Origin of the sequence: Paenibacillus apii, from assembly GCF_011043685.1 — a bacterium.
Lineage (GTDB): Bacteria > Bacillota > Bacilli > Paenibacillales > Paenibacillaceae > Paenibacillus_AQ > Paenibacillus_AQ sabinae.
This window is the reverse complement of sequence record NZ_JAAKGU010000001.1, coordinates 445,049-468,435: the sequence shown is the minus strand read 5'-3', so window position 1 is coordinate 468,435 and position 23,387 is coordinate 445,049. Positions and strand designations below refer to the sequence as shown.

34 protein-coding genes and 2 pseudogenes are annotated in these 23,387 nt (G+C 54.2%); all 36 read left to right on the top strand.

The features are described from left to right. Window positions 1-92: 92 nt before the first annotated feature. The 36 genes and pseudogenes from G5B47_RS02370 (at window position 93) to G5B47_RS02195 (ending at window position 23,386) form a co-directional block, all read left to right on the top strand. Window positions 93-248 (top strand): hypothetical protein, encoded by a 156-nt coding sequence (locus G5B47_RS02370; RefSeq protein WP_165093884.1) that lies wholly within the window; start codon window positions 93-95, stop codon window positions 246-248. Continuing rightward, entirely contained in the window at window positions 245-811 is a 567-nt protein-coding gene (locus tag G5B47_RS02365) for a hypothetical protein (protein ID WP_165093882.1), read from the top strand. Before G5B47_RS02370 ends, G5B47_RS02365 begins: the two co-directional genes overlap by 4 nt. A gap of 94 nt (window positions 812-905) precedes the next feature. After that, window positions 906-1,727, top strand: a complete 822-nt coding sequence (locus G5B47_RS02360) for a single-stranded DNA-binding protein (RefSeq protein ID WP_235957064.1) — start codon at window positions 906-908, stop codon at window positions 1,725-1,727. A gap of 43 nt (window positions 1,728-1,770) precedes the next feature. Next, a complete protein-coding gene (locus tag G5B47_RS02355) occupies window positions 1,771-2,082 on the top strand; it encodes a hypothetical protein (protein WP_165093879.1) in 312 nt (103 codons plus the stop codon). Continuing rightward, the gene (locus G5B47_RS02350; protein ID WP_206107178.1) at window positions 2,060-2,509 is read left to right on the top strand and encodes a hypothetical protein; all 450 of its coding nucleotides are present in this window, start codon (window positions 2,060-2,062) and stop codon (window positions 2,507-2,509) included. Before G5B47_RS02355 ends, G5B47_RS02350 begins: the two co-directional genes overlap by 23 nt. A gap of 77 nt (window positions 2,510-2,586) precedes the next feature. Beyond that, window positions 2,587-4,221 carry a hypothetical protein gene (locus G5B47_RS02345; protein WP_165093876.1) on the top strand — a complete coding sequence of 545 codons (1,635 nt, stop codon included), beginning with the start codon at window positions 2,587-2,589 and terminating at the stop codon, window positions 4,219-4,221. A 13-nt stretch (window positions 4,222-4,234) separates the two neighbouring features. Beyond that, window positions 4,235-6,091, top strand: a complete 1,857-nt coding sequence (locus G5B47_RS02340; RefSeq protein ID WP_206107177.1) for a DNA polymerase I — start codon at window positions 4,235-4,237, stop codon at window positions 6,089-6,091. A 2-nt stretch (window positions 6,092-6,093) separates the two neighbouring features. Continuing rightward, window positions 6,094-6,255: a hypothetical protein gene (locus G5B47_RS02335; protein WP_165093873.1), complete on the top strand. Its 162-nt coding sequence runs from the start codon at window positions 6,094-6,096 to the stop codon at window positions 6,253-6,255. After that, on the top strand, window positions 6,255-7,349 hold the full coding sequence (locus G5B47_RS02330; RefSeq protein ID WP_165093870.1) for a DNA polymerase: 1,095 nt from the start codon (window positions 6,255-6,257) through the stop codon (window positions 7,347-7,349). The genes G5B47_RS02335 and G5B47_RS02330 overlap by 1 nt, the downstream gene beginning before the upstream one ends. Before the next feature lie 13 nt (window positions 7,350-7,362). Then, window positions 7,363-8,022, top strand: coding sequence for a beta clamp domain-containing protein (locus G5B47_RS02325; RefSeq protein WP_165093867.1), 660 nt, complete (start codon window positions 7,363-7,365; stop codon window positions 8,020-8,022). Further along, window positions 8,023-8,358: a hypothetical protein gene (locus G5B47_RS02320; protein ID WP_165093864.1), complete on the top strand. Its 336-nt coding sequence runs from the start codon at window positions 8,023-8,025 to the stop codon at window positions 8,356-8,358. 20 nt (window positions 8,359-8,378) lie between these two features. Further along, the gene (locus tag G5B47_RS02315; protein WP_165093861.1) at window positions 8,379-8,834 is read left to right on the top strand and encodes an HNH endonuclease; all 456 of its coding nucleotides are present in this window, start codon (window positions 8,379-8,381) and stop codon (window positions 8,832-8,834) included. A gap of 48 nt (window positions 8,835-8,882) precedes the next feature. After that, complete coding sequence (locus G5B47_RS02310; RefSeq protein ID WP_206107176.1) at window positions 8,883-9,881, top strand: hypothetical protein; 999 nt, start codon at window positions 8,883-8,885, stop codon at window positions 9,879-9,881. Between the two features lies 1 nt (window position 9,882). Next, on the top strand, window positions 9,883-10,140 hold the full coding sequence (locus tag G5B47_RS02305; RefSeq protein WP_165093859.1) for a hypothetical protein: 258 nt from the start codon (window positions 9,883-9,885) through the stop codon (window positions 10,138-10,140). After that, a complete protein-coding gene (locus G5B47_RS02300; protein ID WP_328804424.1) occupies window positions 10,031-10,672 on the top strand; it encodes a crossover junction endodeoxyribonuclease RuvC in 642 nt (213 codons plus the stop codon). The genes G5B47_RS02305 and G5B47_RS02300 overlap by 110 nt, the downstream gene beginning before the upstream one ends. Beyond that, the gene (locus G5B47_RS02295; protein WP_165093855.1) at window positions 10,669-11,475 is read left to right on the top strand and encodes a DNA-methyltransferase; all 807 of its coding nucleotides are present in this window, start codon (window positions 10,669-10,671) and stop codon (window positions 11,473-11,475) included. Before G5B47_RS02300 ends, G5B47_RS02295 begins: the two co-directional genes overlap by 4 nt. 178 nt (window positions 11,476-11,653) lie before the next feature. Continuing rightward, window positions 11,654-12,607: pseudogene (gene nrdD / locus G5B47_RS02290) on the top strand (anaerobic ribonucleoside-triphosphate reductase); the annotation flags it as partial. Between the two features lie 117 nt (window positions 12,608-12,724). Beyond that, entirely contained in the window at window positions 12,725-13,219 is a 495-nt protein-coding gene (locus G5B47_RS26120) for an NUMOD4 motif-containing HNH endonuclease (protein ID WP_165093853.1), read from the top strand. Between the two features lie 174 nt (window positions 13,220-13,393). Beyond that, window positions 13,394-14,374, top strand: a pseudogene (gene nrdD / locus G5B47_RS02280) (anaerobic ribonucleoside-triphosphate reductase); the annotation flags it as partial. A gap of 164 nt (window positions 14,375-14,538) precedes the next feature. Continuing rightward, on the top strand, window positions 14,539-15,438 hold the full coding sequence (locus tag G5B47_RS02275; RefSeq protein ID WP_165093851.1) for a hypothetical protein: 900 nt from the start codon (window positions 14,539-14,541) through the stop codon (window positions 15,436-15,438). Window positions 15,439-15,459: 21 nt separating this feature from the next. Continuing rightward, on the top strand, window positions 15,460-15,996 hold the full coding sequence (locus G5B47_RS02270; RefSeq protein ID WP_165093849.1) for a helix-turn-helix domain-containing protein: 537 nt from the start codon (window positions 15,460-15,462) through the stop codon (window positions 15,994-15,996). An 18-nt stretch (window positions 15,997-16,014) separates the two neighbouring features. Beyond that, the gene (locus G5B47_RS02265) at window positions 16,015-16,752 is read left to right on the top strand and encodes a PhoH family protein (protein WP_165093847.1); all 738 of its coding nucleotides are present in this window, start codon (window positions 16,015-16,017) and stop codon (window positions 16,750-16,752) included. Beyond that, complete coding sequence (locus G5B47_RS02260; RefSeq protein WP_165093845.1) at window positions 16,753-16,992, top strand: hypothetical protein; 240 nt, start codon at window positions 16,753-16,755, stop codon at window positions 16,990-16,992. It abuts the gene before it with no gap. Window positions 16,993-17,002: 10 nt separating this feature from the next. Next, window positions 17,003-17,518 carry a dUTP diphosphatase gene (locus tag G5B47_RS02255; RefSeq protein ID WP_328804460.1) on the top strand — a complete coding sequence of 172 codons (516 nt, stop codon included), beginning with the start codon at window positions 17,003-17,005 and terminating at the stop codon, window positions 17,516-17,518. Next, entirely contained in the window at window positions 17,515-17,688 is a 174-nt protein-coding gene (locus G5B47_RS02250) for a hypothetical protein (protein WP_165093840.1), read from the top strand. Before G5B47_RS02255 ends, G5B47_RS02250 begins: the two co-directional genes overlap by 4 nt. A gap of 85 nt (window positions 17,689-17,773) precedes the next feature. Further along, window positions 17,774-18,565 carry an FAD-dependent thymidylate synthase gene (gene thyX, locus G5B47_RS02245; protein ID WP_235957062.1) on the top strand — a complete coding sequence of 264 codons (792 nt, stop codon included), beginning with the start codon at window positions 17,774-17,776 and terminating at the stop codon, window positions 18,563-18,565. Then, window positions 18,562-18,765 (top strand): hypothetical protein, encoded by a 204-nt coding sequence (locus G5B47_RS02240; protein WP_165093837.1) that lies wholly within the window; start codon window positions 18,562-18,564, stop codon window positions 18,763-18,765. Before thyX ends, G5B47_RS02240 begins: the two co-directional genes overlap by 4 nt. Further along, on the top strand, window positions 18,762-18,995 hold the full coding sequence (locus G5B47_RS02235; RefSeq protein WP_165093835.1) for a hypothetical protein: 234 nt from the start codon (window positions 18,762-18,764) through the stop codon (window positions 18,993-18,995). Before G5B47_RS02240 ends, G5B47_RS02235 begins: the two co-directional genes overlap by 4 nt. Before the next feature lie 281 nt (window positions 18,996-19,276). Continuing rightward, window positions 19,277-19,456, top strand: a complete 180-nt coding sequence (locus G5B47_RS26115) for a 3D domain-containing protein (protein WP_165093832.1) — start codon at window positions 19,277-19,279, stop codon at window positions 19,454-19,456. Next, complete coding sequence (locus G5B47_RS02225) at window positions 19,456-20,880, top strand: hypothetical protein (protein WP_165093829.1); 1,425 nt, start codon at window positions 19,456-19,458, stop codon at window positions 20,878-20,880. The genes G5B47_RS26115 and G5B47_RS02225 overlap by 1 nt, the downstream gene beginning before the upstream one ends. Next, window positions 20,880-21,104, top strand: coding sequence for a hypothetical protein (locus G5B47_RS02220; protein WP_165093827.1), 225 nt, complete (start codon window positions 20,880-20,882; stop codon window positions 21,102-21,104). Before G5B47_RS02225 ends, G5B47_RS02220 begins: the two co-directional genes overlap by 1 nt. After that, a complete protein-coding gene (locus G5B47_RS02215; protein WP_165093824.1) occupies window positions 21,088-21,720 on the top strand; it encodes an AAA family ATPase in 633 nt (210 codons plus the stop codon). Before G5B47_RS02220 ends, G5B47_RS02215 begins: the two co-directional genes overlap by 17 nt. After that, window positions 21,717-21,866, top strand: coding sequence for a hypothetical protein (locus tag G5B47_RS02210; RefSeq protein WP_165093821.1), 150 nt, complete (start codon window positions 21,717-21,719; stop codon window positions 21,864-21,866). Before G5B47_RS02215 ends, G5B47_RS02210 begins: the two co-directional genes overlap by 4 nt. Beyond that, a complete protein-coding gene (locus G5B47_RS02205) occupies window positions 21,826-22,071 on the top strand; it encodes a hypothetical protein (protein ID WP_165093122.1) in 246 nt (81 codons plus the stop codon). The genes G5B47_RS02210 and G5B47_RS02205 overlap by 41 nt, the downstream gene beginning before the upstream one ends. A 173-nt stretch (window positions 22,072-22,244) precedes the next feature. Continuing rightward, a complete protein-coding gene (locus G5B47_RS02200) occupies window positions 22,245-22,979 on the top strand; it encodes a DNA-methyltransferase (RefSeq protein ID WP_165093819.1) in 735 nt (244 codons plus the stop codon). Further along, entirely contained in the window at window positions 22,979-23,386 is a 408-nt protein-coding gene (locus G5B47_RS02195) for an RNA polymerase subunit sigma (protein ID WP_165093816.1), read from the top strand. Before G5B47_RS02200 ends, G5B47_RS02195 begins: the two co-directional genes overlap by 1 nt. Window position 23,387 lies beyond the last annotated feature (1 nt).

The following is a 23,387-nucleotide window of genomic DNA, read 5'->3' as shown; positions in this document are numbered from 1 at the left end:
TCCTTTTAAAACTTCTACGTTTTCAATCTTACGCAAAAAATTTGCGGTTGTCAACGCTTATTTAGTCACGCCCACTTTAGGAGGTAGACATTATGAATATACGCAAGCCCGTCCGTCGGGTTTCAAAACATCACGAAAAATTTACGAATAACGCGTTTCTTCTATATAATGGCGGCCGCGAGGATTACGAAGACCCCGCCGACTACATCGATATCCGCACCGTTTTGAAAGGACGTGTTATCGCATGAGTATCGCAATCGATCCGCAAGCCGGAACGCACTTTATCGGTAAGATTTTCGTAACACCGCACGCACTCGATCGCGCCGTCGAACATTTCGGCATCGACCGGAGCCGCGCTCCCATGTACGTAATGGATATGCTACGGAAGGCTGCGTTAATCTCCGAACACGTCGTGGACGAAGACGGCAAGCCTGCCCGCATGTTTGCGTATCGGAGGACAGCGTTTATCGTAGCGCTAACGGAACAAACGGTCCTTACGCTGTATCCGCAGCACTTGGCGTCCGAGACGATCCGCAATCCGATCGAGCGCATTATTCAACGGGCGGTCAGCGCAGCGGAGCGCAAGGAAAAGCGCGAGACGAAGCGGATAGCCGTTAGGAAAGCGGAATTGTCCGTTGAACGTGCGCAGCTTGATCTCCGCCGGGCGAAATCGGAATCCGAACGTGTGGTAGCGGAAATGACCGCCCGCATCGGACTGATTGACACGGAGTTAGCGCGGCTGGATCGTGAGTTGCTCGATACTCAGCGCGAGAAGACGGCCATTATGAAAAGCGTTGTTGCCTACGTCTAGCGACTTCGGAGATAGACCTACGTTTAGTTCCTGCGCCGGCCGTGCGGTATTCCAAGCGAGTACCGCGCTGCGGACACGGGAAATAGTCCGAGGCTTGGCGGAGCCTATCCGTACATTATACGTAAAGGAACGTGAACGAATGAGCATTCGCGACCAACTGAAACAACGTGAGGAAGACCGCAACACTCCGAAAGGAAACGGACTTAACGAAGGGCTTCCGGAAGGCGTAACGCGGTATGTGCGCCTCGGCTCCGAGCTGAAAGATGGCCGACAGTTCGTAATCCTCGCAGATCCCGACAACTGGTACTTTTATTTCTGCCACGAAGACGGCGACTTTGCAACGCGGGCAACCTATGTTAAGAAACACACTTGCCTGCACTCCCCGCGCGGACTCGGCGCAGAACTCAAAGCGTTCTCTAAGCCTAATGGCGGTTCGTGCATCTCGTGCAAAGCGAAGGCCAAGCGGAAATTGTATTTCATGATCCCCGTATTCGACATCGAATACAAAACGTGGAGAGTGCTCGATATCAAAGAGTTCCACGCAATGAATATCATCGGAGATTACGACAAACTCGAAAAGGCAGCGAAGAAGTTTAGCAAGGATTATACGGTGGTTGGCGACGTTATCAGCGTTACGAAGACATCCGACGGCAAGTCGTATTCTCTCGGCAGTGGTGACGCAGAGGTTCCGCCAGAAGCAGCGCAGTTTATCGGATTTGACTTCCCGTATGCCGAGCTCGCTAACTTCCGCGAAGAAGACGACATCATCGAATTGCTGCGTGAAGCCGATCCGGAACACGTCGATAAGTCAGTATTGCCCGGAAATGGTACGCAGACTTCGCAGCCCTCAACGCCGGACGAAACGTATGACGCGGGCAAGCCTATCGATATCTCCGACGAAGACCTTCCGTTCTAACGGACGGAGGTCGCGCAATAACCATACGAAGGAGGCGACGCATTTGAGCGATGATATTCACGTAACAACGGAAGAGGGCGAGATTGTCGACGTTAAATCGCAGCTTACCGTAGGGATCAACCTTCGGAAGTCTGCGGAACTCGGTCCGGCCGCTCACGATGTCGCTGCGTTTATTAACACCGTGCGCGATTTGACAGCGGAAGATTATGCGCTAGACGTCCGTGTACAGGTCGGAGTTGATGCGGAGAGCGTACCGGGACGCAACGCAGACGGAACGCCTGTTGTCGGATTCCTGGCGCAACAACACACGGAAGATTACGGAGAGGAGGACGATGGCAATCGCACATCTAAGTGAAGTCGTCGGTAAGTATTCGGAGCTGGCGGCGCGGCTTGCGCTGCTCGCTAACGGATGGACCGTTCACCAATCGGAAACGGACGAAGCGTACGACATCCTCGCGCGAGATCCGGTCAGCGGCGATTACGCTAAGATTCAAGTTAAAACCGTTCGTCAACGCATGGATCGCGGCGGCGACCTCGTTGTGTATGCGCGTAAAGGTAACGGGACCACTTACGACCTGGCCGACGCTGACTATATCGTTGGAGTATGGGCGGTCGAGGGCGAAGTACCGCGCGTGTTCATGTTCGAGAACCGGCTTTTGGGCGAATATTGGTGCGCAGAAGCCCGCGCGTCGGAGCGTTGGATCGAGTTGCCGTTAGCGCTGAATCGCGATATCTATACGGAGGCCATCGCGCTATCTACCGATTTGCCGGCCGCAGCTTAACGGAAGTCTACCGCAATCATAACGTAAACCGGGGCGGAGGTTCTGCGGAACAGCCCCACTAAAGGAGACGCGAATTAATGGCGAAATTGAACGTAACTTACCCGGCTGTAAACGTACTGGTTAACGGTGTGGAATATCGGAAGGTTGACCGCAAGGCGCAGGCGGGCGATATCGTCAAAATGCTTGAAGCCGACATAGACGTAGAAACTGGCGCTTTTTATAATCTTGCGGATGGGTCTGCGACACACTTCATGGACGACGACCACGACCCGCGTCTGCTGAATGGCTGGGAACACGAAGTCTACGCGCCAGTAAGCGCCGAGTCCGATACAATCACGTTCGAAGGCGCTGCCTACCGCAAAGTCGCCCGCATTGCCAGCGTCGGTGACGTTATCGTGTTCACGGACGGTGCCCAATTGCCGAGTTACCTCACGCTGGGCCGACCGTACGTCGTAACGGAGATTGATAGCGTAGATGACGCGCAGATTACGGATGACGACGGCGATGATTACGATACCTGCGGGAAGACGTTCGACGTTTACGAGAAAGTAGCCGAAGCTGCGCAACAGTACCGCGAAGTTAGCCGGAAGGCCAGCGTAGGCGAGCGGATTAAGATCGTAGACAAGGACCCTTTTGAGCGGAATTACAAAAACGGGGCGGAGTTCGTAGTTAATCGCGCCGACTCGGACGGCGACGTTTATGTTAATTGCGCTGGCGATGATGAGTATTACGTTTTGAGATCGGAATACGTCGTACTCGAACCGGACGATGCCTACGTTCACAGCGGTGTAACTTACCGCAAGGAGTCTCGCGTTGCCAACGTCGGCGAAATCGTCCTTGTCGTCGCAAATACGATGATAGGTAATAAGCACGGGTACAAAATCGGAGAGGTAACGGAGATTGTCGGTGAGTGGCTGGCTGGATCGTACGGTCCTCAACGTAAAGGTTCCGGAAAGTCCGGTCCGTACCTGGCGACCGCTGATTACGTCGTACTTGTTCCGACCGATAAACCGGAAGAACCTACGCCATATTCCGCCGGCGACTACGTTAAGGTAACGGGCAACTCCGTACACCATAACTACGAAATCGGAAGCGTCGTTAAAATTGCGCAGATTACCGCGAAAGACACGGATGGTAACGACGAGTTTCGTGCGGAGAAGGCGGACGGATCGATCGGAAACTACATCCGCGTGTCCGAATGCGAGCCCGCAACCGAAACGGAGTTCCTGGCGCAGAAGAAGCCGAAGGACCCGCGCGATGCTTTCGCTAAAGGCGATAAGGTCCGGTTGATTAGCGGAGGGGAAACGTCCGGACTGTGCGACTACGCTACTGGCGGTGTCTACACGGTTAATGCGCCTAAATCACCGTACGATAACGGTAAGGTTCAAATTACCGGAGGAGGACAGCGGTATGGTTACGCCAAACCGGAGGAGCTCGAAAAGTTGACCGCAGAGGAAGCGTCGGCTATCGAGAAGGAACGCGTCGAGACGGAGAAATGGGCGAAGATCGGCCGGAAGGTAAACGAATATAAGACAGGCGATATCGTTCAATACGTAACCGCCGGCTATAGTGCGGTTGTCCCCGTAATCGAAGTCGTATCCGATGGCGTCAAGGTGAAAACGGTAGATTACGGCGTCTGCACCGAGCGGTATGATAGCGTCAAACTCATCGTACCGGTCGAACAGCGCTTCGACAAAACGGAGGCGGCGTAAAGGAGGGCGCTAGATGGTTGACGTTAAACTAACGCTCAATCTCCGCCCTTCATCCGCGGCCGAAGCGCCGGAAGACGTGGCCGAACGCGTTAAGGACGCGGGCCGTCGTAAGAAGGCAGCGGAAGAAACGGACGCCGAAGCGATCGAACGCGTCAGCCGAATGTCACTAACGGACCGCGAGCGCCAACTCGTGGAAATTGCGAAGGATGTATACGCGACGGGGGAAACAGGCAATTCCCCGTCCGTACCTCCGCTTCGTTCAGGTGGCGGACAAATAACGAAGGCAGACGTAATAAGCGCAGGCGAACGGATACTTTCGGAGCGCGAGCGGCAGGAACGGGCGGAGAGGATTGCGGAGACATTACGGACGAAGCCGGCGAACTTCCATATCGTTACGGATGACGGGGATTTGCCAGCGTTCATCGAAAGAGTGCGCGAGGAATGCCGCAGACAGATACGCGAGTGGCCAGACAGGTGGGCGGTGCTCGGCGTTAAATCGCTAACCGCGAATGACTTCGAGGGAACGGGCGTTGATACGTATATTGACGTCTCTATCGGTTATTCCGTGTGGCTTCCGTTACTTAACGAGGGCTATTACCTTCCGTACGGTCACGTTGATATGCGCGGCGCGGACGGCTTCGAGTTCCTGGACGATATGAGCGCGTTTAAAACGGGCGACAAGCAGTTAACGCGGTCGAAAGTGCTAGCGGCCATTTCTCCGTACCTTTCGCAGCCGGCGCATGGCAAATCGTTTCATATGGGGTCGGCGCGTTATGACTTACACGTCGCGATTAAAGACGGCTACGAGATTCACGGATGCGTATGGGACAGTTTGGACGCAATGCGAATGCTTAACGAACACGAAGAGGCTTTCGGTTTGAAGCCACTAACCGCGAAGTATGGCCGTCGCTTCGGAATCGACGGACCCGTCTTTACCTTTGAGGACATGTTCGGAAACCGCTCGCCGGCTCCGTTCAGCGTCGAACTCGTCGGTATCTATGCGATAAAGGACGTTCTGTACGGGTGGAAGCTGACGGAATGGCAGTTCGAACAGATGCAGCGCGCAGCCTCGGCGGAAGGCCCCGGTAAGCTACTCGAATGCTACGCGCTCATCGACTCGAAGCTGCCGGAGACGGACGTATTCCTGGCGCGGTCCGGCTTCTGCGTTGACCTCGACGGCCTGGCGGAATTAGAGGCGGAGTTCGAGCCGTTGCTTGAGAAGGCGCGGGCCGACGTGGTTACTGCGTATAACATCGACGCAGAGTTTGTACGCAAGATGGGCCGCACACTTAACGCCAGCAAGATTACGGAGTGGTGTACGAAGCAGCAGGCGCGAATCGAGCGGAATCGTACCGCGCAGGAGAAGCAGCGCACGATTATCGCGGAATGCGAAGCGGCCGGCAAGACAACGCTCAAAAAGTATACGAACGCGGTCTCTAGATTAGCGGAACTGGAAGCGGAGGAATTGGCGCCGCCTGACGTGGAGCACGCGCCGGCATTCGTCGAGGAGTTTACGATTACAAATGGAAATCATCTCGCGTACTTAATCTACGATCACCTAGGAATACGCGACAGGACCGGGCAGTTTAAGCGCGGGAAAACGCGGAGTACGGCGGCGGAGATACTCGACGTTTACTACGAAGAGGAAGACGCGCTCCGTCCGCTGGCCACCGTTGCGGCGTACGAGAAGCTGCTGACAACGTATATTCAACCGATGTTGGGCAGCGCTGGTAAGGACTCGATTATCGAAATAGACGGCCGCGTGCATTCGGAGTTTAAATCTGGCGGGACGTCGACCGGACGGTACAGTTCAAGCGGCTACAGCGGTCGACCTATCGACATATTAGCGGAATTTGAAACGGAGGAATGAACGTGAACAACGAGGTTTTCAGCACATTAATGTACGCACTGACGAAACATGCGGCGCGGGACAGCTTCCTTGATTTCTTGGATAGTTGGGGAATTACTGAGGCGGACTACTACGACATCTGCGGATACTTGAAAGAGACTTACGACGTAAGGACGTACGTTTAATGCTCGCCATAACTGACGCCAACTATCACGCTATCGTCCGTAAGCTCATCGCCGACGAACGTAAGGTTAAACGCGGTCAGAATCTTCAAAACCTCCCGTCAAAAGGCGCCGGCAATCGCGTCCGAAACTGCTTCGTGCCGCGCGAAGGCTGCACGTTTGTCGGCGCTGACCTCGGCCAAATTGAACCGCGCGTGATGTCGCATATCATGTATACGCGTTACGGCGATAACTCAATGCGCCAAATCTTCGTTGATGGCGTTGACCTATATACGACAATGGCGATGATGACGTTCGGCCTGGCGGAAGAGTTTTGCGTCGACAAAGCGTATGACCCGACGCATACATTCAAGCCTCGCGCGATGATGAAGACCGGCCAGCTCGCGGTATCGTACGATCAGTCCCCGGCCTCCTTCGCGAAGAAAATGAACGTATCGGCGGACGTTGCGGAAATGTTCTTCGATAACTTTGACCGCACGTTCCCGTCATTTAAGACGATGGTGGCGGACATTCGCGAGTTTATGCGCCAGCACGGTTACGTTGAAACTTTGTTCGGACGGAAACGGCGCTTTCCGGATTACAAACGAGTTGCGGCCAGCGCCGGCAAGAACGAGCAGCGCTTAATCCGGCTGTATACGGAGCGGAAGGCGCTGCGCAATAAGGCGAAGCCGACCGAAGCTGACCAGCGTAAACTTGCGGTGCTGCAGACGGAGATTGACGCGTTGTCCGAAAATCGCGGCCTTATCGGATATTGGGAGCGCGCATCGTTTAACGCGGTCATTCAAGGTACTGGCGCGGATATCCTCAAGCGTATCGGTATCCGGATAGCGCAGATTTGCCGAGAACGCGGCTGGGAGTTTAACGCGTCGATACACGATGAGGTCATCGTAAGTATTCCGGACGAACAAGTAACGCCGGAGACGATTGCGCTGATTAACGACGTAATGACGCAGACGACAACGTTGAGCCTGCCGCTAGTGACGGATATTGCGATACAAAAACGCTGGATGATGGAGTATTCTCCGGACCAATGGGATTACGTGAATAACCGGCCATTATTGGAGTTTATCGGAAAGTACGGAGAAACCTACGAATAGAGGAGCGGATATTATGTCGATTAGTCAAGCGAAGAAACTCGAACTCATCACGAAGCACGCAAAGAAGTTTACGGTTAAGCCAGGCGGAGGCACTCCCGTACTCGAAGGCGTCCACTATAACGCCGATGGCTCCGTAGTCGCAACGGATAGGCACACGTTGCTACGGATCGGCGGCGCGCATAACTTTGCGGAGGCATTTACGTCACACGCTAAAACCGGCGCTCCCGTTGACGGTCAGTATCCGGACACTTCGCGTATCATTCCGATGGAGCTTCCGACGCAGATTACGCTGAGCGAAACGGTTAAGCGCGCGGACTTAAAGGACGCGATTGCCCGTACGAAGGTGGCGCTCGAAGCGACGAAGCTATCCGGGGATAAGCTGTACAAAGCGCGGCTAACTATCGTAGGGGATAGCGTAAGACTGTCCGCAAACAACGATGACCTTCCGTATAGATTTTCGGCAGGGGTTAACGCCGACACTTTCGGGCAGGACGCCGAGGTTTCGTTTAACGCCGAGTATCTGCTCAACGCGCTCAACGTATTCAAGGACGCCGGCAGCCAGCGCGTCACTATCGGAATTACCGGCGCAATGTCCCCGATCGTACTCCGTGATGAGGAGAACGAGATTGATATCGTCGTGCTGCCGTATCGCCTACAGAAGGAGGCCGCGTAAATGGAGCGCCTACACACGACACCGGCGCGCGGGTACGCTACTTACCGCTGTCCGCTATGTGGCCGCCAAATCCGTACGCTTGAAGACGAATACGGCGACCACGGATGCGCATGCGGTTGGCTGCCGCACAAGGACGAAGATGACTACGCCGATTTACTCGCTAACATCCGCACGTTCGTCTCCCGCGGAATCGACAACGGAGACTTACCGCCTGAACCGGACGAGGCCGCGATGGATTTCTGCGCTGAATACCGGGTGGATTACGCCGAGCACGGTGCGCTAGTTGAACGGATTATTAACGAGGAGGTACGGAAATATGGACGGAAATACCTCTAACGCAAGGTAGGACAGCAATCGTGGACGATGAGGACTACGGAAAGCTATCTTCACACAAATGGTGCTATGACCGCAAAGGATATGCGGTCAGATCAGCTCCTGTTGACGGGAAATGGACATCTCTTTACATGCACAGACAAATTACAGAATGTCCTGAAGGGTTAGTTGTCGACCACATAAATAGGGACGGCCTAGACAACAGGAGAGATAATCTTCGCGTTTGCAGAAGGGAAGACAACGCAAGGAATAATAACGGAAGATCGCATAACACGTCCGGGTATAAAGGAGTCACCTGGCATAAACAGGCGCGGAAATGGGCAGCCCAGTTAACTTCAAAAGGGGTTCATTACCATCTGGGGCTCCATGCTACTAAAGAGAGTGCTGCCAGAGCGTACAACGCTAAAGCTGCTGAGTTATTTGGTGAGTTCGCTACGCTAAATGAGATTTTGGAAAACACGTACGAGGAGGCGGTTTAAATTACGCAGACAATCGCAAATAAGATCGCGCAAGATTTTACAACGTTCTTGAATGAATGGCATTCCGCGCCAGAAGTGTACGACGACGCACTCGATGCGCAGATTCACCGGTGGTACAGCGATATCCTGACGGACAAATCGCGCAAGGTATGGCCGCCGCGAGGCATTCCGTACTTTTCTCCGTCATCAGCTAACGCCGACCCTCGCGCTCTGTACGAAAAGATGCGCGGAGCCAAACGGGAGTCGACGGAGCGCCCTCCGCATCAGGGCCGTTGGGTCCGCATTGGGACAGCGATCGGCGACACGATTCAACGCGATATTCTATTCGCGGAGCGCCATTACGCGAAGGCATACGGTCAGCGCCCGGCATTTACGTTCGAACGTAATCTACGCGGAGAACCGCAATTCGAGGACTTCGCGAAAGTTGGCGCGATTATCGAGCATAACAGTAAACGGTTCGCGCTGTACGGAACCTGCGACGGAATCCTGCGCTACGTGTCCACTGACGGAGAGGTGCTGCGCGTTGGCCTTGAGATAAAAAGTAAGCAGACTACGGCAGCCATGACGTCGGGCTATTCCACACGTAACGGACCGAAGGAGGACCACGTTAAGCAATGCGTCTGCTACTCGCTTATGTACGGTACGCCGGCCGAGCCACTCGACTATTACGTAATCCTCTACGTTAACGCGTCAAAAAAGTCGTGGGAAATGACGCCGGAGGATTTCGCTAAGACGCCGGATATCGCAGCATTCGGTCTGCATATTACGGATGGGGTGCGTACGGAAATCCTCGATCACTTCGCCGGCATCGTTGACGCTGCGGATAAAGGCGAAGCGCCTACGGTCGATCTCGACAAATGGACGTTCAACGATTACAAACGTACAATCGCGCTGTCTTTGACAGACGATGAATTGACGGCGCTGCAACGTAAAGTATCCGCAATCCAACGCTCATCACTACCGGACCACAAGAAGCGCGGGCCTGCGGAGGCGCTGGCGTTTATCGAGTTGGTAAGGGCGGAGAATGATGCGAAGGAGGCTGCGTGATATGGACGAAAAATTACTGCAGGAAATTATCGTACTCGGCGGACTCGCGGCGGTGCTGGACGGAGTTATTGACGCGAAGGACTTACTTACGGACGAGGAGATCGCTCTGCTGAACGATACAATCGACCGCGTTGACGAGAATACGGAGGATGATGCTGATATGGAAGCGGCGAAGAAACTTTTCCGCGAGCATTTCGACCGGTTGCGGGAACTGGCGGAAGGAGGCGGAAGCGATCACGAAGAAACAGACGCAGTCTAAAACGCCGCCTATACGTATACTCGGACTCGACCTATCGTTAAGCCCCGGAATCGCAGCGTTGGAGGTACGGAATCGCACGCCGTACCTTCTCGGATGTTCGTCCGTAGCCACCTCGTCAGCCGATATGGATGCTGTGCGCAATTATACAGTCGAGACGTTTATCGCGCAATTCATCCGCGAACACCGTCCGTTCGATGTCGTAGTCCGCGAAGACTTTACGTCTGGCCGGAACAAACGCGCGACTCAGACGATATTCAGCGCATGGGCAGCGGCGGACAGAGCGTTGTCGGCCTACGGATACCGGGCGGAGGACTTGAAGCCTGCGCTGTCCCCGCCGTCCGTTAAGAAATACGTAACCGGCAGCGGTAAGGCGGAGAAGCCAGAAGTAGCGGAGAGCGTGCGGAAGTATCTACGCCTGGCGGACGGGTACAAATGGCGGACCGGCTACGATGACGCGGATGCGTGTGCGGTCGCCCTGGCGTATCTACTACGCGAAAATATGATCGATGAAATCGGAGGGGTTGCGGCATGACAATCGAATTGAACCGGATATATAACGAGGACTGCCTCGTAGGGATGCGTAAGATTGCGGATAGGAGCGTGGACCTTACGGTGACATCACCTCCGTACGATAATCTGCGAAAGTATAACGGATACGCATTCGATTTCGAGAGTGTAGCACGCGAACTCTATCGAATTACGAAACCCGGCGGCGTAATTGTTTGGGTTGTGGGGGATGCGACTGTTAACGGAAGCGAGACGCTGACATCTTTTAAACAAGCCCTATTCTTCAAGGAAATAGGGTTTAACGTTCACGATACGATGATTTATGAAAAGGAGAATCCCGTTCCCCTTACACATAATCGGTACGAGCAAAAGTTTGAGTATATGTTCGTTTTCTCGAAAGGTCGTCCAACGGTATTCAATCCTATAATGGAGGCTACCTCAAGACCAGGGGAGTCCCGTAGAGGCTATAGTAAGCCTCGGGAGCAAACGACAGAGGCTAGCCGAACCCGTACGGATACGATCATTACAAAGAGCGAGCGTAGGCGTTTTAACATCTGGAGGTACGCGGTAGGCCGTGGGGGAAGTACAAGAGATAGTGTCGCTTTCCAACATCCTGCGATATTTCCGGAACGATTAGCGTACGACCACATTATTTCATGGAGCAACCGGGGAGACGTTGTATTTGATCCTTTTATGGGATCTGGAACGACCGCAAAGATGTCTATTATTAGTGGGAGGCAGTATCTCGGTTTCGAGGTGTCTGAGGAATACGTGGGTATCGCGCGCCAACGCCTAGCCGCGTTAACTCCTGTGGATACCGCAGCATGAACGCGCGCAGTCCCGACCGCATCACCTTACGCCTCGAACGCGCCCAACTCGCCGAAATCGCGGAGCTCGAACGTTGCCTCGCGGTTTACGGCGCTTTAATCACGAATATCGAACGGAAACTAAACGATGCGCGGCGTAGATATAGCGAGACGACCGCGCGTCTTTCTGAGGAGGACGCATATTGACGGAAGCACTTTACGAAATTGCAGACCGCATTATTCACGCCCAGGACGCGGACATCTTGAAGGAAAACGCTAATCTTAACGGGGACTCTTTCTCCGGCAAGATGAGCAAATTTGGCAGCGAGTACTCGAAGGCTTACGCGCGGAAAAGTGTACTGCCGGCCGAACTGGTCGACGCGATAGATAGCGGACACGTCTACGTACACGACCTCGACCAATACGCGCTCGGCACGACGAATTGTATATTCATCCCGTTCGACCGCTTGCTCGCTAACGGATTCAATACGGGCAACGGCTCAGTACGTCGGCCCAATTCGATTATGACGGCTATGGCGCTCGTAGCGATTATCTTCCAATCACAGCAGAACGCGCAGTATGGCGGCGTCAGCGGTAACAAAATCGATTGGGACCTCGCGCCGTATGTACGCAAGTCCTTCGTCAAGCACTTTCGTAAGGGCCAGCGCTATTTTAACGAGAGCACGCACGTTGCTGACGCGGAACTCTTTATCGATAACGCTGACTTAGCGGCCGTATTTCCGAAAACATACGGATATGCGCGGACCGAGACGGAGAATGAAACGAAGCAAGCCGCCGAATCGCTAATCCACAATTTAAATACGATGAGCTCGCGGGCCGGCGGCCAGATTCCGTTTACATCGCTCAACTACGGAATGTGTACGACGACGGAAGGGCGCATGGTTTCGTTCGCGCTGCTTAACGCGGCCATTGACGGACTCGGCGCGGGCGAGACGCCGATCTTTCCGCAGCAGATATTCCAGTGTAAGCGCGGAGTTAACCAGGAGCCCGGCGATCCCAACTACGATTTATTCGTAAAGGCCGTTGAGTGCTCGGCGCGGAGAATGTATCCGAATTTTGTTAACGTAGATGCTCCGTATAATCTGCAGTATTACCGTGAGGACGATCCGAATACGATTATCGCGACCATGGGTAAACTGTAATCTACTGCTCATGTAAAACCTGCCTAAACGGGGAAACCTAAGTCCGGAAGGATACGGCAATCCCGTGCTAAAAGCGGCAGCCACACAAAACAGGAAGGGTGTGGTTGTATGGAAATATGGAAGCACATAAACGGATTTGATGAACATTACGCAGTAAGTAATTTGGGGAACGTTAAGAATGTGGACACGGGGGACATATTGGCAGGGGATCGGAACACAATGGGGTACAGGCGCGTGATTCTCTACTACGGAGAGCGCCACAGGGTGTTCATACATAGACTCGTCGCACTCCATTTCTGTGATGGCTACGCGCCGGGGCTAGTGGTAAATCATATAGATGGGGACAAGCAGAACAATCGTTCGGATAACCTAGAGTGGGTAACGAGAAGTGCGAACGATCGGCATGCTGTGCGTCTTGGCCTTAAGAGTCCTGCCAATAGAATTTCCGTAGTTAACGTAGACCCCTCCACAGGGCAAATTGTTGAAGCGTATGAGAGTATAGCGTCCGTGACTAGAAAACGCGGATTACCTCAATGGCGCGTACAACAATACTGCCGAGATAACTTTGTTGATGATGACGGAGTAATGTGGAAATATGCGTAATCAAACCGGCTGCCGCTAAACGCCTAGAGACTATCGAAATCACGCGGTAATCGCGGAAGAGAGTAGAGTAGGTCCCAAGTGGGATCGATATGGTAGGGGCTTCGGCCAAGAGATAGTCCGCCACTCCGGGAAACCGGAGAGCGTACGGAAACGGTACGCTGTTTAAACGGAAGGTGTAGAACAAGAACGATAGCCGACCGCTTTGGCCGCAATCACCAATCCGGTAAGGGTAATCTCTCGTTCAATACGCTGAATCTCGTACGCCTAGGCATCGAATACGGAACAGCGCTCGGCCAACGCGCGGAACCGGACATCGACGGGTTCATTGCCGCACTCGACCGCTACATGGGCGTTGCCTTGCGCGGCCTACTCCATCGCTACGAAATCCAGGCGCGCCAGCCTGCGAAAGCATCCGACTTCATGATGCGTGAGGGCGTATGGGAAGGCGGGGAGGAACTTAGCCCTGACGATGAGGTGCGCGATTTGCTCAAGCACGGAACGCTATCGATCGGATTCATCGGACTAGCCGAATGTATGCGGGCGCTATACGGTAGGCATCACGGAGAGAACGCGGAAGTATATGCGGCGGCTTACGAAATTATCGCAAGGATGCGCGAGTTTTGCGACGAGGCAGCGGACGAGTACGACTTGAACATATCGCTATTCGCTACGCCGGCGGAAGGACTTGCCGGTAAGTTTACGAAGGTTGGCCGTTTACAGTTCGGAGCTATCCCCGGCATCACTGACCGCGAATACTATACGAACTCGTTCCACATTCCGGTATATTATCGGCTGCCGGCCGCTAAGAAGATCGAACTGGAAGCGCCATTCCATGCGCTATGTAACGCGGGGGCGATATCCTACGTCGAACTCGACGGGAACGCGCGCAATAACTCAGCGGCCTTTATGCGAATCGTTCAATTTGCGCTCGCTAAAGACATCGGCTATTTCAGCGTTAACCATCCGATTGACCGCTGTCCAGCGTGCGGCTACGAGGGGATTATCGGAGATGAGTGTCCGTCATGCGGAGCGGAGGAAAGCGAAGTTCCTATGTCACGTATTCGGCGCGTCACCGGATATCTGACCGGAGATTATAAAACGCGATTCAATCTGGCCAAACAAGCGGAGGTCAGGGACCGCGTCAAACACGCTTAACGATAACGGAGTGTCTGCGATTAATTTCGCCGGCATTCCGTTTTTTTTTTATTCCGCGATGTCCCAAAACGCCAAGTCCGTGTCCGTATGTAAGTGTAAGGCGCAGTTGAGCGGAGCGAGTTGCCGCCAGGCTGCCGAATTATAAACGAGGAGGCAACGATAATATGACGGAAAAAGCGCAGCAATATCGCGAAGTGAGACGTAAGGCAGCGGTGGGTGAGCGGATTAAGATCGTAGACGGAGGTGTGCGGTTTTCTAGCGGTTCCGTTTTCGTAGTTGAGGACGCAGATTTTCCTTGGGGCGGTGATGACCGGGACGGAACAGGCGTAGCAATTGACGGAGGGAAGCCGCTATTCCATCGCCGCTACGTAGTCCTCGAACCAATAGCGCAGCTTATCGCGGAACCTGCGCCCGTATCCCCGCTAACATCCGATCCCCTTTACGCATCCTTCCGCCAGTTCGTCGCAGACAATGCGCCGGCCCTGCGTAAGTTGCTGGACGAAGTTGATCCGGAGCCGACCGTAGTAGCAGCGCCGGTAATTCCGAAGCTGACACGCGCACAGGTTATCGCAAAGGCCCGCGCTGATGTTGCGGAAATGCAGCGCGTAGGGATGACGGTATTTACACGGCTTGACGGTGACTCTCCGTTTTCAACGAAGTACTTTGCCGTTAAATTTCACGTTAACCGCGATAAACGAACGGTAACTGCGCTAGTGTACGAAGGCAGAAGCGTACGCAGAGGCGAGCCTGACGCCAAGTTTACCGCAAAGTGCTCGCCAGCCGACGTATTCCACGCGGACCTTGGCCGAGCCATAGCGCTGCGGAAGGCGTTGGGCCTGACGGTGCCGAGCGAGTATACGGACGCTCCGCAACCGGAGAAGGCGGAAGTCGGCGCGGTTGTGTTGTTCGAAGGCATTCGCGTGACTGCGCGGCCCAGCTCGGACTTCAACGTCAATTACCGTAAGGGAACCGCGCAGGTTGGTGCGGGAGCTATCCGTAAAGGCGTGCTGATCGACGACACCGACGTTGACTACAGCGGAGATACCGCACAGCAAGCCGCTTAAATAACGCAGAGGAGGCCTGATGTGAGTAAACACGAGGAGGTAGTCAAGTTCGCTTATGCAAAAGGATACCGAGTAACTGAAGACGGGAGGTACTTAAACCCGAACGGTAAGGAGCTTCTTATTAAAGTAAGAAGCACTCACGTTTACCCGCAAGGCTGTGTTTCCATGCGAGGAAGGAGGAATTCCTTCCACTTACACAAACTCGCGGCGTACTGCTTTTATGGTGAAGACTCCTTTCGTGATGGAATTGTAGTACGACACATGGGCGGGGGCGTTCTTGACATCAGCCGCGAAAACCTCAAGCTAGGGACCTACAGTGATAACGAACAGGATAAGCCCGCAGAAGTTAGGTCTGATGTGGGGAGGTTAGCGAACAGCGCTAGAAAGGACACTCGAAGAAAGACCATGCGACGCCTCACTGACGAGCAGGTCCGCAACATTAAGCGCAGACTCGACACCGGCGACCGAGGAGTCGATATCGCTCGCGACTACGGAGTTGTCAAAGACACTATTTACTACATCGCACGCGGAATTAATTACCGTGAAATCACCGCGTAAATAAATGGAGGAATGACGATGGCATTTTACGGAGTTTCTACCCGCAACAGAGGCCAGTGGTACGCAGCCCGCGCACTTATGAACGAAAAGCCGTTCGTCTTCTTGACGGGACCAGCCGGAACAGGTAAGTCGCTAATTGCGCAGGCTGTCGGTATGCACCGCGCCGTAGAGGAGCGCGACTTCCGCAAGCTAATTTACACGCGGCTACAGGTTCAACTCGGCAAAGATACCGGATTCCTTCCCGGATCAATCGACGAGAAAACATATCCGTTCCTACGCCCGTTCCTTGATAATCTTGAAGCGATGACTCCGGCCGCCAAGCAGACATTCACGTACCTAACAACCGGCGACGAGAACAAGCGGCGCATCTTCTTCGATCCGATACAGACGCTGCGCGGCGGCACGTTCCATGATTCGTACGTGATTATAGACGAGAGCCAAAACATCGACGTCTCTACTATGCATGGCGTAGCTACCAGGCTCGGCGAGCGCACGAAAATGATTTTCTGCGGCAACTTTGCGCAGGTTGACGACGCCCGCCTCCGTACGCCGAAGAATAACGGACTCTACCAGTTGCTCAGCGGACTATACGAAGTCGGTGCGCACGACATCTTCGATCACGTTAATTTAACGCAAGTCGAGCGTCACCGTGCGGTAGGCATCGTAGAGGACATTCTGCGTAATCACGACATGCCGGCGGAGTTTGCGGAATTGGAAGCGCGCGGGAATATCGAAAACATAACGGAGGTGGCGTAAATGTTAACGGACAAACTGGTAGTGAAGATTGTCGCGCTTGGCGCGTTTGCCGTAACTTTGTCTGACGCTGGGTTAGAAATCCCGGAGGAAGTTGACACGGAGATTTCCGAACTGATCGAGTGTGCGGACGAGTTTGCTTCGTCAATGACGGACGAAGAGTCTGACGGGGTGCTGCTCGGCCAGTTAACGGAAATGCTCGCGGAAATCAATGCGGAGTTGTCCGCGCAGGAGGTGGCGTAAATTGAACGAAATTCCCGTTAAAATCTCGCTCTTACCTGGCGCAGAGTTACCGAAGTACGCCAAGCCCGGCGATAGCGGATTCGATTTAGTCGCGCAGGAGGACTACGTAGTCGAACCGGGCGAGACGATTAAAGTGCGTACAGGTATCCGCATCGAGCTTCCGGAAGGGCTCGAAGTACAAATCCGTCCGCGCTCCGGCGTTAGCGCTAATACGAAGCTGCGCGTAGCTAATTCGCCAGGGACCGGAGATTCATCGTATCGCGGAGAAATTTGCGTGCTGATCGATAATATTGCGCAAGCTTTCCGATATGACAGCATTCGCTTCTACGGAGTTGACGGGTACCTGACGTCGGATAAACGTGTCGTCCCCGGAGCAGATAATACGTACATCATCCGCAAAGGTGACCGCATCGCACAGGCCGTAATCGCGCCAGTCTACCGCGCAGCCTTCGAAGTTGTAACGGAATTGACGGAGACTGAGCGTGGGGACGGCGCATTCGGACATACGGGGGTGAGCGCAGAATGATTTACATTAAGCCGCCGCTAGGATTAACTCCGCGCTTTATCGTTGAAGAGCGCCGCATCGACGAGATTAAGGCGGCAGTAACTCGCTACTTCGACGCTGGGCGAAAGGTTCCGGCCGATTGGATAGCGGAGTATAACGAACTTGTAGAACGAAAGGGGCACGAAGAATGACGCGTGGACAAACGTGGCTTGCGATAATCGGCGGCTGCCTGGCGTTTTGGATCGGCGCAATTTATATCGTAAAGGAGGCGTTAGGTTGAACGTTACATTACTGGCGCATACAGCGTTGTCCGCAAAATTTGCGTTTATGCTTGCGGAGGATCTACCGCAGGAAATGAATGAACGCGCGGCTCTCGCGCTAACCGCAATTCGGTCGTGCTATTCTCCGCTCAAGCCAACGGAAATCATTCCGGCAGAAGGCGCTAAATACTTCGGACAAACTGCGTCTGACAACGAAGGGGGCACGGAGGCTGACCGGCTGTTCCGGCACATAACGCGGTCCGGTCATTCCTCCACGCTGGAACATTGCGTCTATACGTTCGCAATCGAAGGCGTCAGCCGGGCGCTACTCGCGCAGTTAACGCGTCATCGTCACCTATCGTTCAGCGTGCAGTCGATGCGGTATGTACGGTTCGGCAGCGCGGATAAGAGCGGCGGATTCGACCATGTGACGCCAGATAGCGTCGGTGCGCAGGATGTTCCGGGAACAAACCGCTACGACGACGTTCCGTTATCAATGCGCTCCGACCCGCTCAAAGCTTACGAAATTTACGACGAGTTTATGGACGAGGCACAGCGCACGTATGACCGCTTACGCAGCGCTGGCATCCCGGCCGAAGACGCGCGCATGGTCCTGCCGCAAGCAGCTACGTGTAATCTCGTCCTTACCGGTAACCTGCGCTCGCTCCTCGATTTCTACGCGAAACGGCGGCCGGGCAGCGGCAGTCAGGCGGAGATATCGGAACTAAGCGAGCGCATCCGCGAAGAGATTACGAAGGTTGATCCGTGGTTGGCTCCGTATTTTGACGCGAAGGAGGATGCGGAATGAAGCGCACGCTAATAGTAAACATTCACGGAGAGGTTCCGTTTGATGACGTGATGCTGGCGGAGTTCGAAGCGCTTAGCCCCGATTCCCAAACGCAAAAACTGCACGAGTTGGAGCGTTCGGCCGCAGCACTACTCGCTGATAATTCGGACGACGGAGCGGTCGTTACCGCAGAGGTCTACGTAAAGGAGGACGCAGAATGACCGCAGAAATCCGCCAGTTCCCGAACGAAGTCGCTGACGTACTCGAACACTACGCCCGCCTAGCGCGCCAAGGCGAAATCACCGGCGTTGTCTTGGCTGCGCTCGGGCCCGGTCGACTCACCGAAGATGTTCTCTCCGTTCACTCCGGCGTCAACTATACGGAGCGGCGAGCGCTGATTACTTCGCTTGAGGATGCGGCCTTAGTCGCGATGATGGGCGCGCAAGACTAAACGGAGGTGATCGTGTAAATATCCGCATCATACTAACGCTAGTGTTCGCTGCAATAATCGGCGCAGGGCTCACGGAGTTACCAGGCAAAACTCCGTCGGCTCCATCGTCAGCAATACCGCAATCAACCGCGCGCTCTATTGGCGTAGAGGGCGCGGAACCGAATGCGCAGATTTACGAAGTTACCGCATACTCCATCGGTGACGACTTTACGCCAAGTGGCGGCATCACAGCGTCAGGGCGGCGTGTTAAGGACGGGGAGACTGCCGCATGTTCAACGGAAATGCCGTTCGGGACTCGCGTTGACATAGAGGGCGTCGGTATTCGAACATGTACCGATAGAGGTGGACGGATTAAGGGGCGCAAGATTGACGTTTATATGGCGAGCAAGACGGATGCGCTGGCGTTCGGTCGGCGGAAGTTACGCGTTACCATTTTGAGCGATAAGGGAGCGGATGATTAATGGTGAAAACAACGAAATATTTGCGGGTACACAAGGACGGTGCCGACGTTACTGGTGGCAAGCGTTACGAAATCGTAGGGGAAAGCGCAAAGCTGTACACGATACGAGATGACGCGGGCGACGAACATACGTGGACTAAAGCGGACACGGGTAAAACGTTCACACTCGAAACGGACGAAATCACCGTACTCCCTGACGAATCACTCGGAGCTGTTATGCGTGAATACCGCGAGGTTAAGCGCGTTGCTAACGCAGGAGAAACGGTAATTATGACGGAAGCTACTGGAACAAGAACGGAGAGTGGGCGTGAGGTTCCGGACTATCATAACGGAGATATATTCGTTATTGACCACATCAGCGGAGTCCTAGCCGCAAGTACCAGCGGTAAGCTATTTTATCACCGCGAGTACTCCGTGTTGTTGCCTACGGGCGTAATCGTCATCGACGGAGATCGCTTCCGCATGGTCGACCGTAAGGCTGCGGTGGGCGAGCGTGTGATTATTGTAGCCGAGAACGATATTAACGGTGATGGGTACGGTAACGGCTCGTTATTCAAGGCTGTTGCGGGAGGTACGAACGAAGACGGCGAGGGATGGACGGACACAGAAGACGGCGTAACGCTCTATGACGAAGAGTATCGCGTACTCGAACCGGTAACTCCCGCTGAACCTACGCAGCCTCTTTCCGCCAAGCCTGCGGAAGATCAATACGCAGAGAATATCGCGACACTTACGCTCAAAGTTGCCGAATTGGAAAAGCGCGTAACTACGTTGGAGGCGGCGTTGGAAGCTGCGCAGCCTGCCCCGAAGAAGCTGCGCGCTCCGATCACTGCGGACGTGTTTCCGAAGACCCCGCAGCAACAGCTACGCCCAAGCCGCGACGAAATCGTTGAGCGTGCGAAGGCTGACGTACTGGACATGCGTAAGTTCAGCGGAACGAAGATTCCGAACGACTGCATCGCGTTCTGGCCGGAAACGAAACTGCCGCACGCCTACATTCCGATGCATACGGTGTGGTTCGAAGTTAATCGCGCTAAACGGACGGTCGCAGCGATTATCCGCTGCGATGACGACGGGCTAATTACGCGAGGCATCGCTAAATGTGCGCCAGGCGAAACGTTCAACTCGCATATCGGGCGGGCTATTTCGTTACGGCGTGCGCTTGGGCTAGAAGTGCCAGCGGAATATCTGGACGCACCGCGACCAGAGGAACCGCGTGTCGGTGACGTTGTTTCTGGCGGGATTGTTTACGCGGTCAGACCGACACACCGAACCGTAGGTGTTGAGCGGCCGGAAGCGTTTATATCCTCCGAGAAAGGATACACGTACATCACCGCAGAAGGGCGCGAGGTATGGGAGCACCTTGTTTTCGCTAAAATCACCGACGACTCGCGGGAAAATACCCAACGGAAGGAGGCTGCGTAATGAGACGAAAAGTTAGCGAAGTTATCGCAATGCTCAACGTACTGCCTATCGACGCTGAGATTGACGTGAATGCCGTATGGACGAACGGAAAGATTGTGCGCCAGTTCAAGGGACAGGAAAAATACTATGAACGTTATAACGGTCGAACATCGCCCGAGCGCGGATTCAGCAAAATGACCGCGATACTGATACCGGAGGTGAGCGCGGATGTCTCCGCTTCCTAACATCGGCCTCATCGGAAAATTACGTTCGGGGAAGTCGGCTGCCGGCGATTACCTCGCGTCCAAGTACGGATACACGCAATTCGCGTTCGGCGACGAACTCAAGGACGATTTCCACCGCGAGTATCCGGACATTCCACGCGAACCGAAGCCCCGCGCCGGCTATCAGGAATACGGGCAGCGGATGCGCCGAGAACGCGGAGAAAACGTATGGATTGACGCTTGCTTGGGGAAGATCGCGGACATTCACGATAATTATGCGCTCGGTAAACTCGTACGCTACTACGGAGAATTGGCGGAACCTTTCCGCGCTGTCATTACGGATTGTCGGCAGTTAAACGAAGCCGAAGCGCTCGCCTCCCGCTCTTTCGTCCTCATCCGCGTCGAAGCGCCGGACAGCCTCCGCATTCAGCGCGCAAAGGCCGCAGGCGACACGTTCACTGACGCTGACCTGGCGCACGACACGGAAACGGCGCTCGACGGATGCACAGCGGATTTTACCGTCGTGAATGACGCAGGGCTGGCGGAGTTGTATGCGCAGATTGACGAGATAATGGGCTACCTGCGGTTGACGCCCGAAACCCGCTATCTGGCGCTTAAGGACGGTGCTGCAGCGTGAGTACGGACGCTTACCGCGCAGGATACGAAGCCGGCTATATGTACGGATGGGTAGACGCTTTGAAAGCGGCCGCCTATGACGATCGGACTCCGCTGACGAAACGGAATGAAGACGGGGAGGAGGCGGAGCCGGATGACGCAGCTTGACGACGGAACGCCTGAGTTCCGCTTCCAACCGCCCGGCCCGCGTGACGAGCCGCGAGTATCCGCTTATTGCGCCTGGTGCGGCGGGGAGATTTACGCAGGCGAGCCGGTAACGACGTACGCTAACGGTGACAAGACGCATGACGGGCGTTGTGAGGACGAGTACGTGCGTGCGGAGACAGGTTTAGAGCGGACGATCGCGGAGTAAGCGCTGGACTGCGCTGTAACATTCGCAAGTTTCAACGTTAGAAAAATTCATAATAAGCGCGGTCACTTCGCACGACACCGTCCATATAGCGGGGGGCCGGCGCATAAATACGGAAAGAGGGGCGGATTATTATCGAGTTGAATCGGATTTATAACGAGGACTGTCTCGTAGGGATGCAGAGGATTCCGGACGGTTGCGTCGATTTAGTAGTGACGAGCCCTCCGTACAACATCGGAAAAGAATACGAGCAGCGGCGGGAGGTTGACTATTATATTTCCTGGATTTCGGAAGTGATTAAAGAATCCGCAAGAATAGTTAAACCCTCTGGATCCGTAGTCTTTCAATTAGGAAACTATGTGGCTAACGGTAGAGTGTATCCTTTAGACTGCTTATTGTTTGCCTCGTTTATAAATCAAGGGCTCATACCTCGTAACCGAATTGTATGGGCATTTAACCACGGTCTACATTGTAGTAAGCGCCTATCCGGGCGGCATGAGACTCTTCTGTGGTTTACAAAAACGGAAGAGTACAAGTTCAACTTAGATGCGATAAGAGTTCCTCAGAAGTACCCAGGTAAACGGCACTATAAAGGTCCCCGTAAGGGCGAGCTTTCTGGCAATCCGTTAGGTAAGAATCCTGGTGACGTTTGGGAAATTGGTAACGTGAAAAATAACCACCCTGAAAAGACTAAGCACCCTTGCCAATTTCCCGTGGAGTTAGTCAGCCGCGTCATTCTCGTTAATACAGATAGCGGTGATACTGTTGTTGATCCGTTTATGGGATCCGGAACAACCGCCGTAGCCGCCACGTTAGGCAGTCGTAATTTTATCGGATTCGAAACAGACGCAGGCTACGTAGAAATCGCTAATAAGCGGTTAGCTGATTTAACCACGAAGGAGGTGGCGTAATGGGTTCCGTAAAAATTGACGTAGACAAAGGCGCACGCACATACGAAGTGAAATACGCACTCAACGACGCAGCCGGCGTTAAAAAGCTTCTCCGCGACCGGCACCACGTAAGCAGCGCGCGCTTCACCGGCGATTATAACGCAGTCGACACGCTTATCGACCTGTACAGCGCAATCAACAGCGCAGGCCTAACCGAAGCACAAGCGGAAACAGTCGCGTGGGTATCTGGCGCAGACTTAACGCAGCAGCAAGCGGCCGACATCATGTGCGTTACGCGCCAGGCCGTTGCGAAAACGTACGATCTAGCCTGCGAAAAGATAGCGGCGGTCTACAAGCGGTGGGAATATGGAGAGATTACGGTTGAATATGCGCTCGATGACGAGACAACGGAAGAGGAGGCGGCTTAAC

Bases quoted from the DNA above. Each gene is read 5' to 3' on its own strand.
- G5B47_RS02225 (WP_165093829.1), top strand. From the start codon at position 19,456: ATGGTGAAAACAACGAAATATTTGCGGGTACACAAGGACGGTGCCGAC.
- G5B47_RS02365 (WP_165093882.1), top strand. From the start codon at position 245: ATGAGTATCGCAATCGATCCGCAAGCCGGAACGCACTTTATCGGTAAG.
- G5B47_RS02205 (WP_165093122.1), top strand. From the start codon at position 21,826: ATGAAGACGGGGAGGAGGCGGAGCCGGATGACGCAGCTTGACGACGGA.
- G5B47_RS02350 (WP_206107178.1), top strand. From the start codon at position 2,060: ATGGCAATCGCACATCTAAGTGAAGTCGTCGGTAAGTATTCGGAGCTG.
- G5B47_RS26120 (WP_165093853.1), top strand. From the start codon at position 12,725: ATGGAAATATGGAAGCACATAAACGGATTTGATGAACATTACGCAGTA.
- G5B47_RS02340 (WP_206107177.1), top strand. From the start codon at position 4,235: ATGGTTGACGTTAAACTAACGCTCAATCTCCGCCCTTCATCCGCGGCC.
- G5B47_RS02260 (WP_165093845.1), top strand. From the start codon at position 16,753: ATGTTAACGGACAAACTGGTAGTGAAGATTGTCGCGCTTGGCGCGTTT.
- G5B47_RS02345 (WP_165093876.1), top strand. From the start codon at position 2,587: ATGGCGAAATTGAACGTAACTTACCCGGCTGTAAACGTACTGGTTAAC.
- G5B47_RS02195 (WP_165093816.1), top strand. From the start codon at position 22,979: ATGGGTTCCGTAAAAATTGACGTAGACAAAGGCGCACGCACATACGAA.
- G5B47_RS02220 (WP_165093827.1), top strand. From the start codon at position 20,880: ATGAGACGAAAAGTTAGCGAAGTTATCGCAATGCTCAACGTACTGCCT.
- G5B47_RS02235 (WP_165093835.1), top strand. From the start codon at position 18,762: ATGACCGCAGAAATCCGCCAGTTCCCGAACGAAGTCGCTGACGTACTC.
- G5B47_RS02330 (WP_165093870.1), top strand. From the start codon at position 6,255: ATGCTCGCCATAACTGACGCCAACTATCACGCTATCGTCCGTAAGCTC.
- G5B47_RS02295 (WP_165093855.1), top strand. From the start codon at position 10,669: ATGACAATCGAATTGAACCGGATATATAACGAGGACTGCCTCGTAGGG.
- G5B47_RS02200 (WP_165093819.1), top strand. From the start codon at position 22,245: ATGCAGAGGATTCCGGACGGTTGCGTCGATTTAGTAGTGACGAGCCCT.
- G5B47_RS02325 (WP_165093867.1), top strand. From the start codon at position 7,363: ATGTCGATTAGTCAAGCGAAGAAACTCGAACTCATCACGAAGCACGCA.
- G5B47_RS02275 (WP_165093851.1), top strand. From the start codon at position 14,539: ATGACGGAAAAAGCGCAGCAATATCGCGAAGTGAGACGTAAGGCAGCG.
- G5B47_RS02240 (WP_165093837.1), top strand. From the start codon at position 18,562: ATGAAGCGCACGCTAATAGTAAACATTCACGGAGAGGTTCCGTTTGAT.
- G5B47_RS02305 (WP_165093859.1), top strand. From the start codon at position 9,883: ATGGACGAAAAATTACTGCAGGAAATTATCGTACTCGGCGGACTCGCG.
- G5B47_RS02320 (WP_165093864.1), top strand. From the start codon at position 8,023: ATGGAGCGCCTACACACGACACCGGCGCGCGGGTACGCTACTTACCGC.
- G5B47_RS02370 (WP_165093884.1), top strand. From the start codon at position 93: ATGAATATACGCAAGCCCGTCCGTCGGGTTTCAAAACATCACGAAAAA.
- G5B47_RS02300 (WP_328804424.1), top strand. From the start codon at position 10,031: ATGATGCTGATATGGAAGCGGCGAAGAAACTTTTCCGCGAGCATTTCG.
- G5B47_RS02215 (WP_165093824.1), top strand. From the start codon at position 21,088: ATGTCTCCGCTTCCTAACATCGGCCTCATCGGAAAATTACGTTCGGGG.
- G5B47_RS26115 (WP_165093832.1), top strand. From the start codon at position 19,277: ATGCCGTTCGGGACTCGCGTTGACATAGAGGGCGTCGGTATTCGAACA.
- G5B47_RS02250 (WP_165093840.1), top strand. From the start codon at position 17,515: ATGATTTACATTAAGCCGCCGCTAGGATTAACTCCGCGCTTTATCGTT.
- G5B47_RS02265 (WP_165093847.1), top strand. From the start codon at position 16,015: ATGGCATTTTACGGAGTTTCTACCCGCAACAGAGGCCAGTGGTACGCA.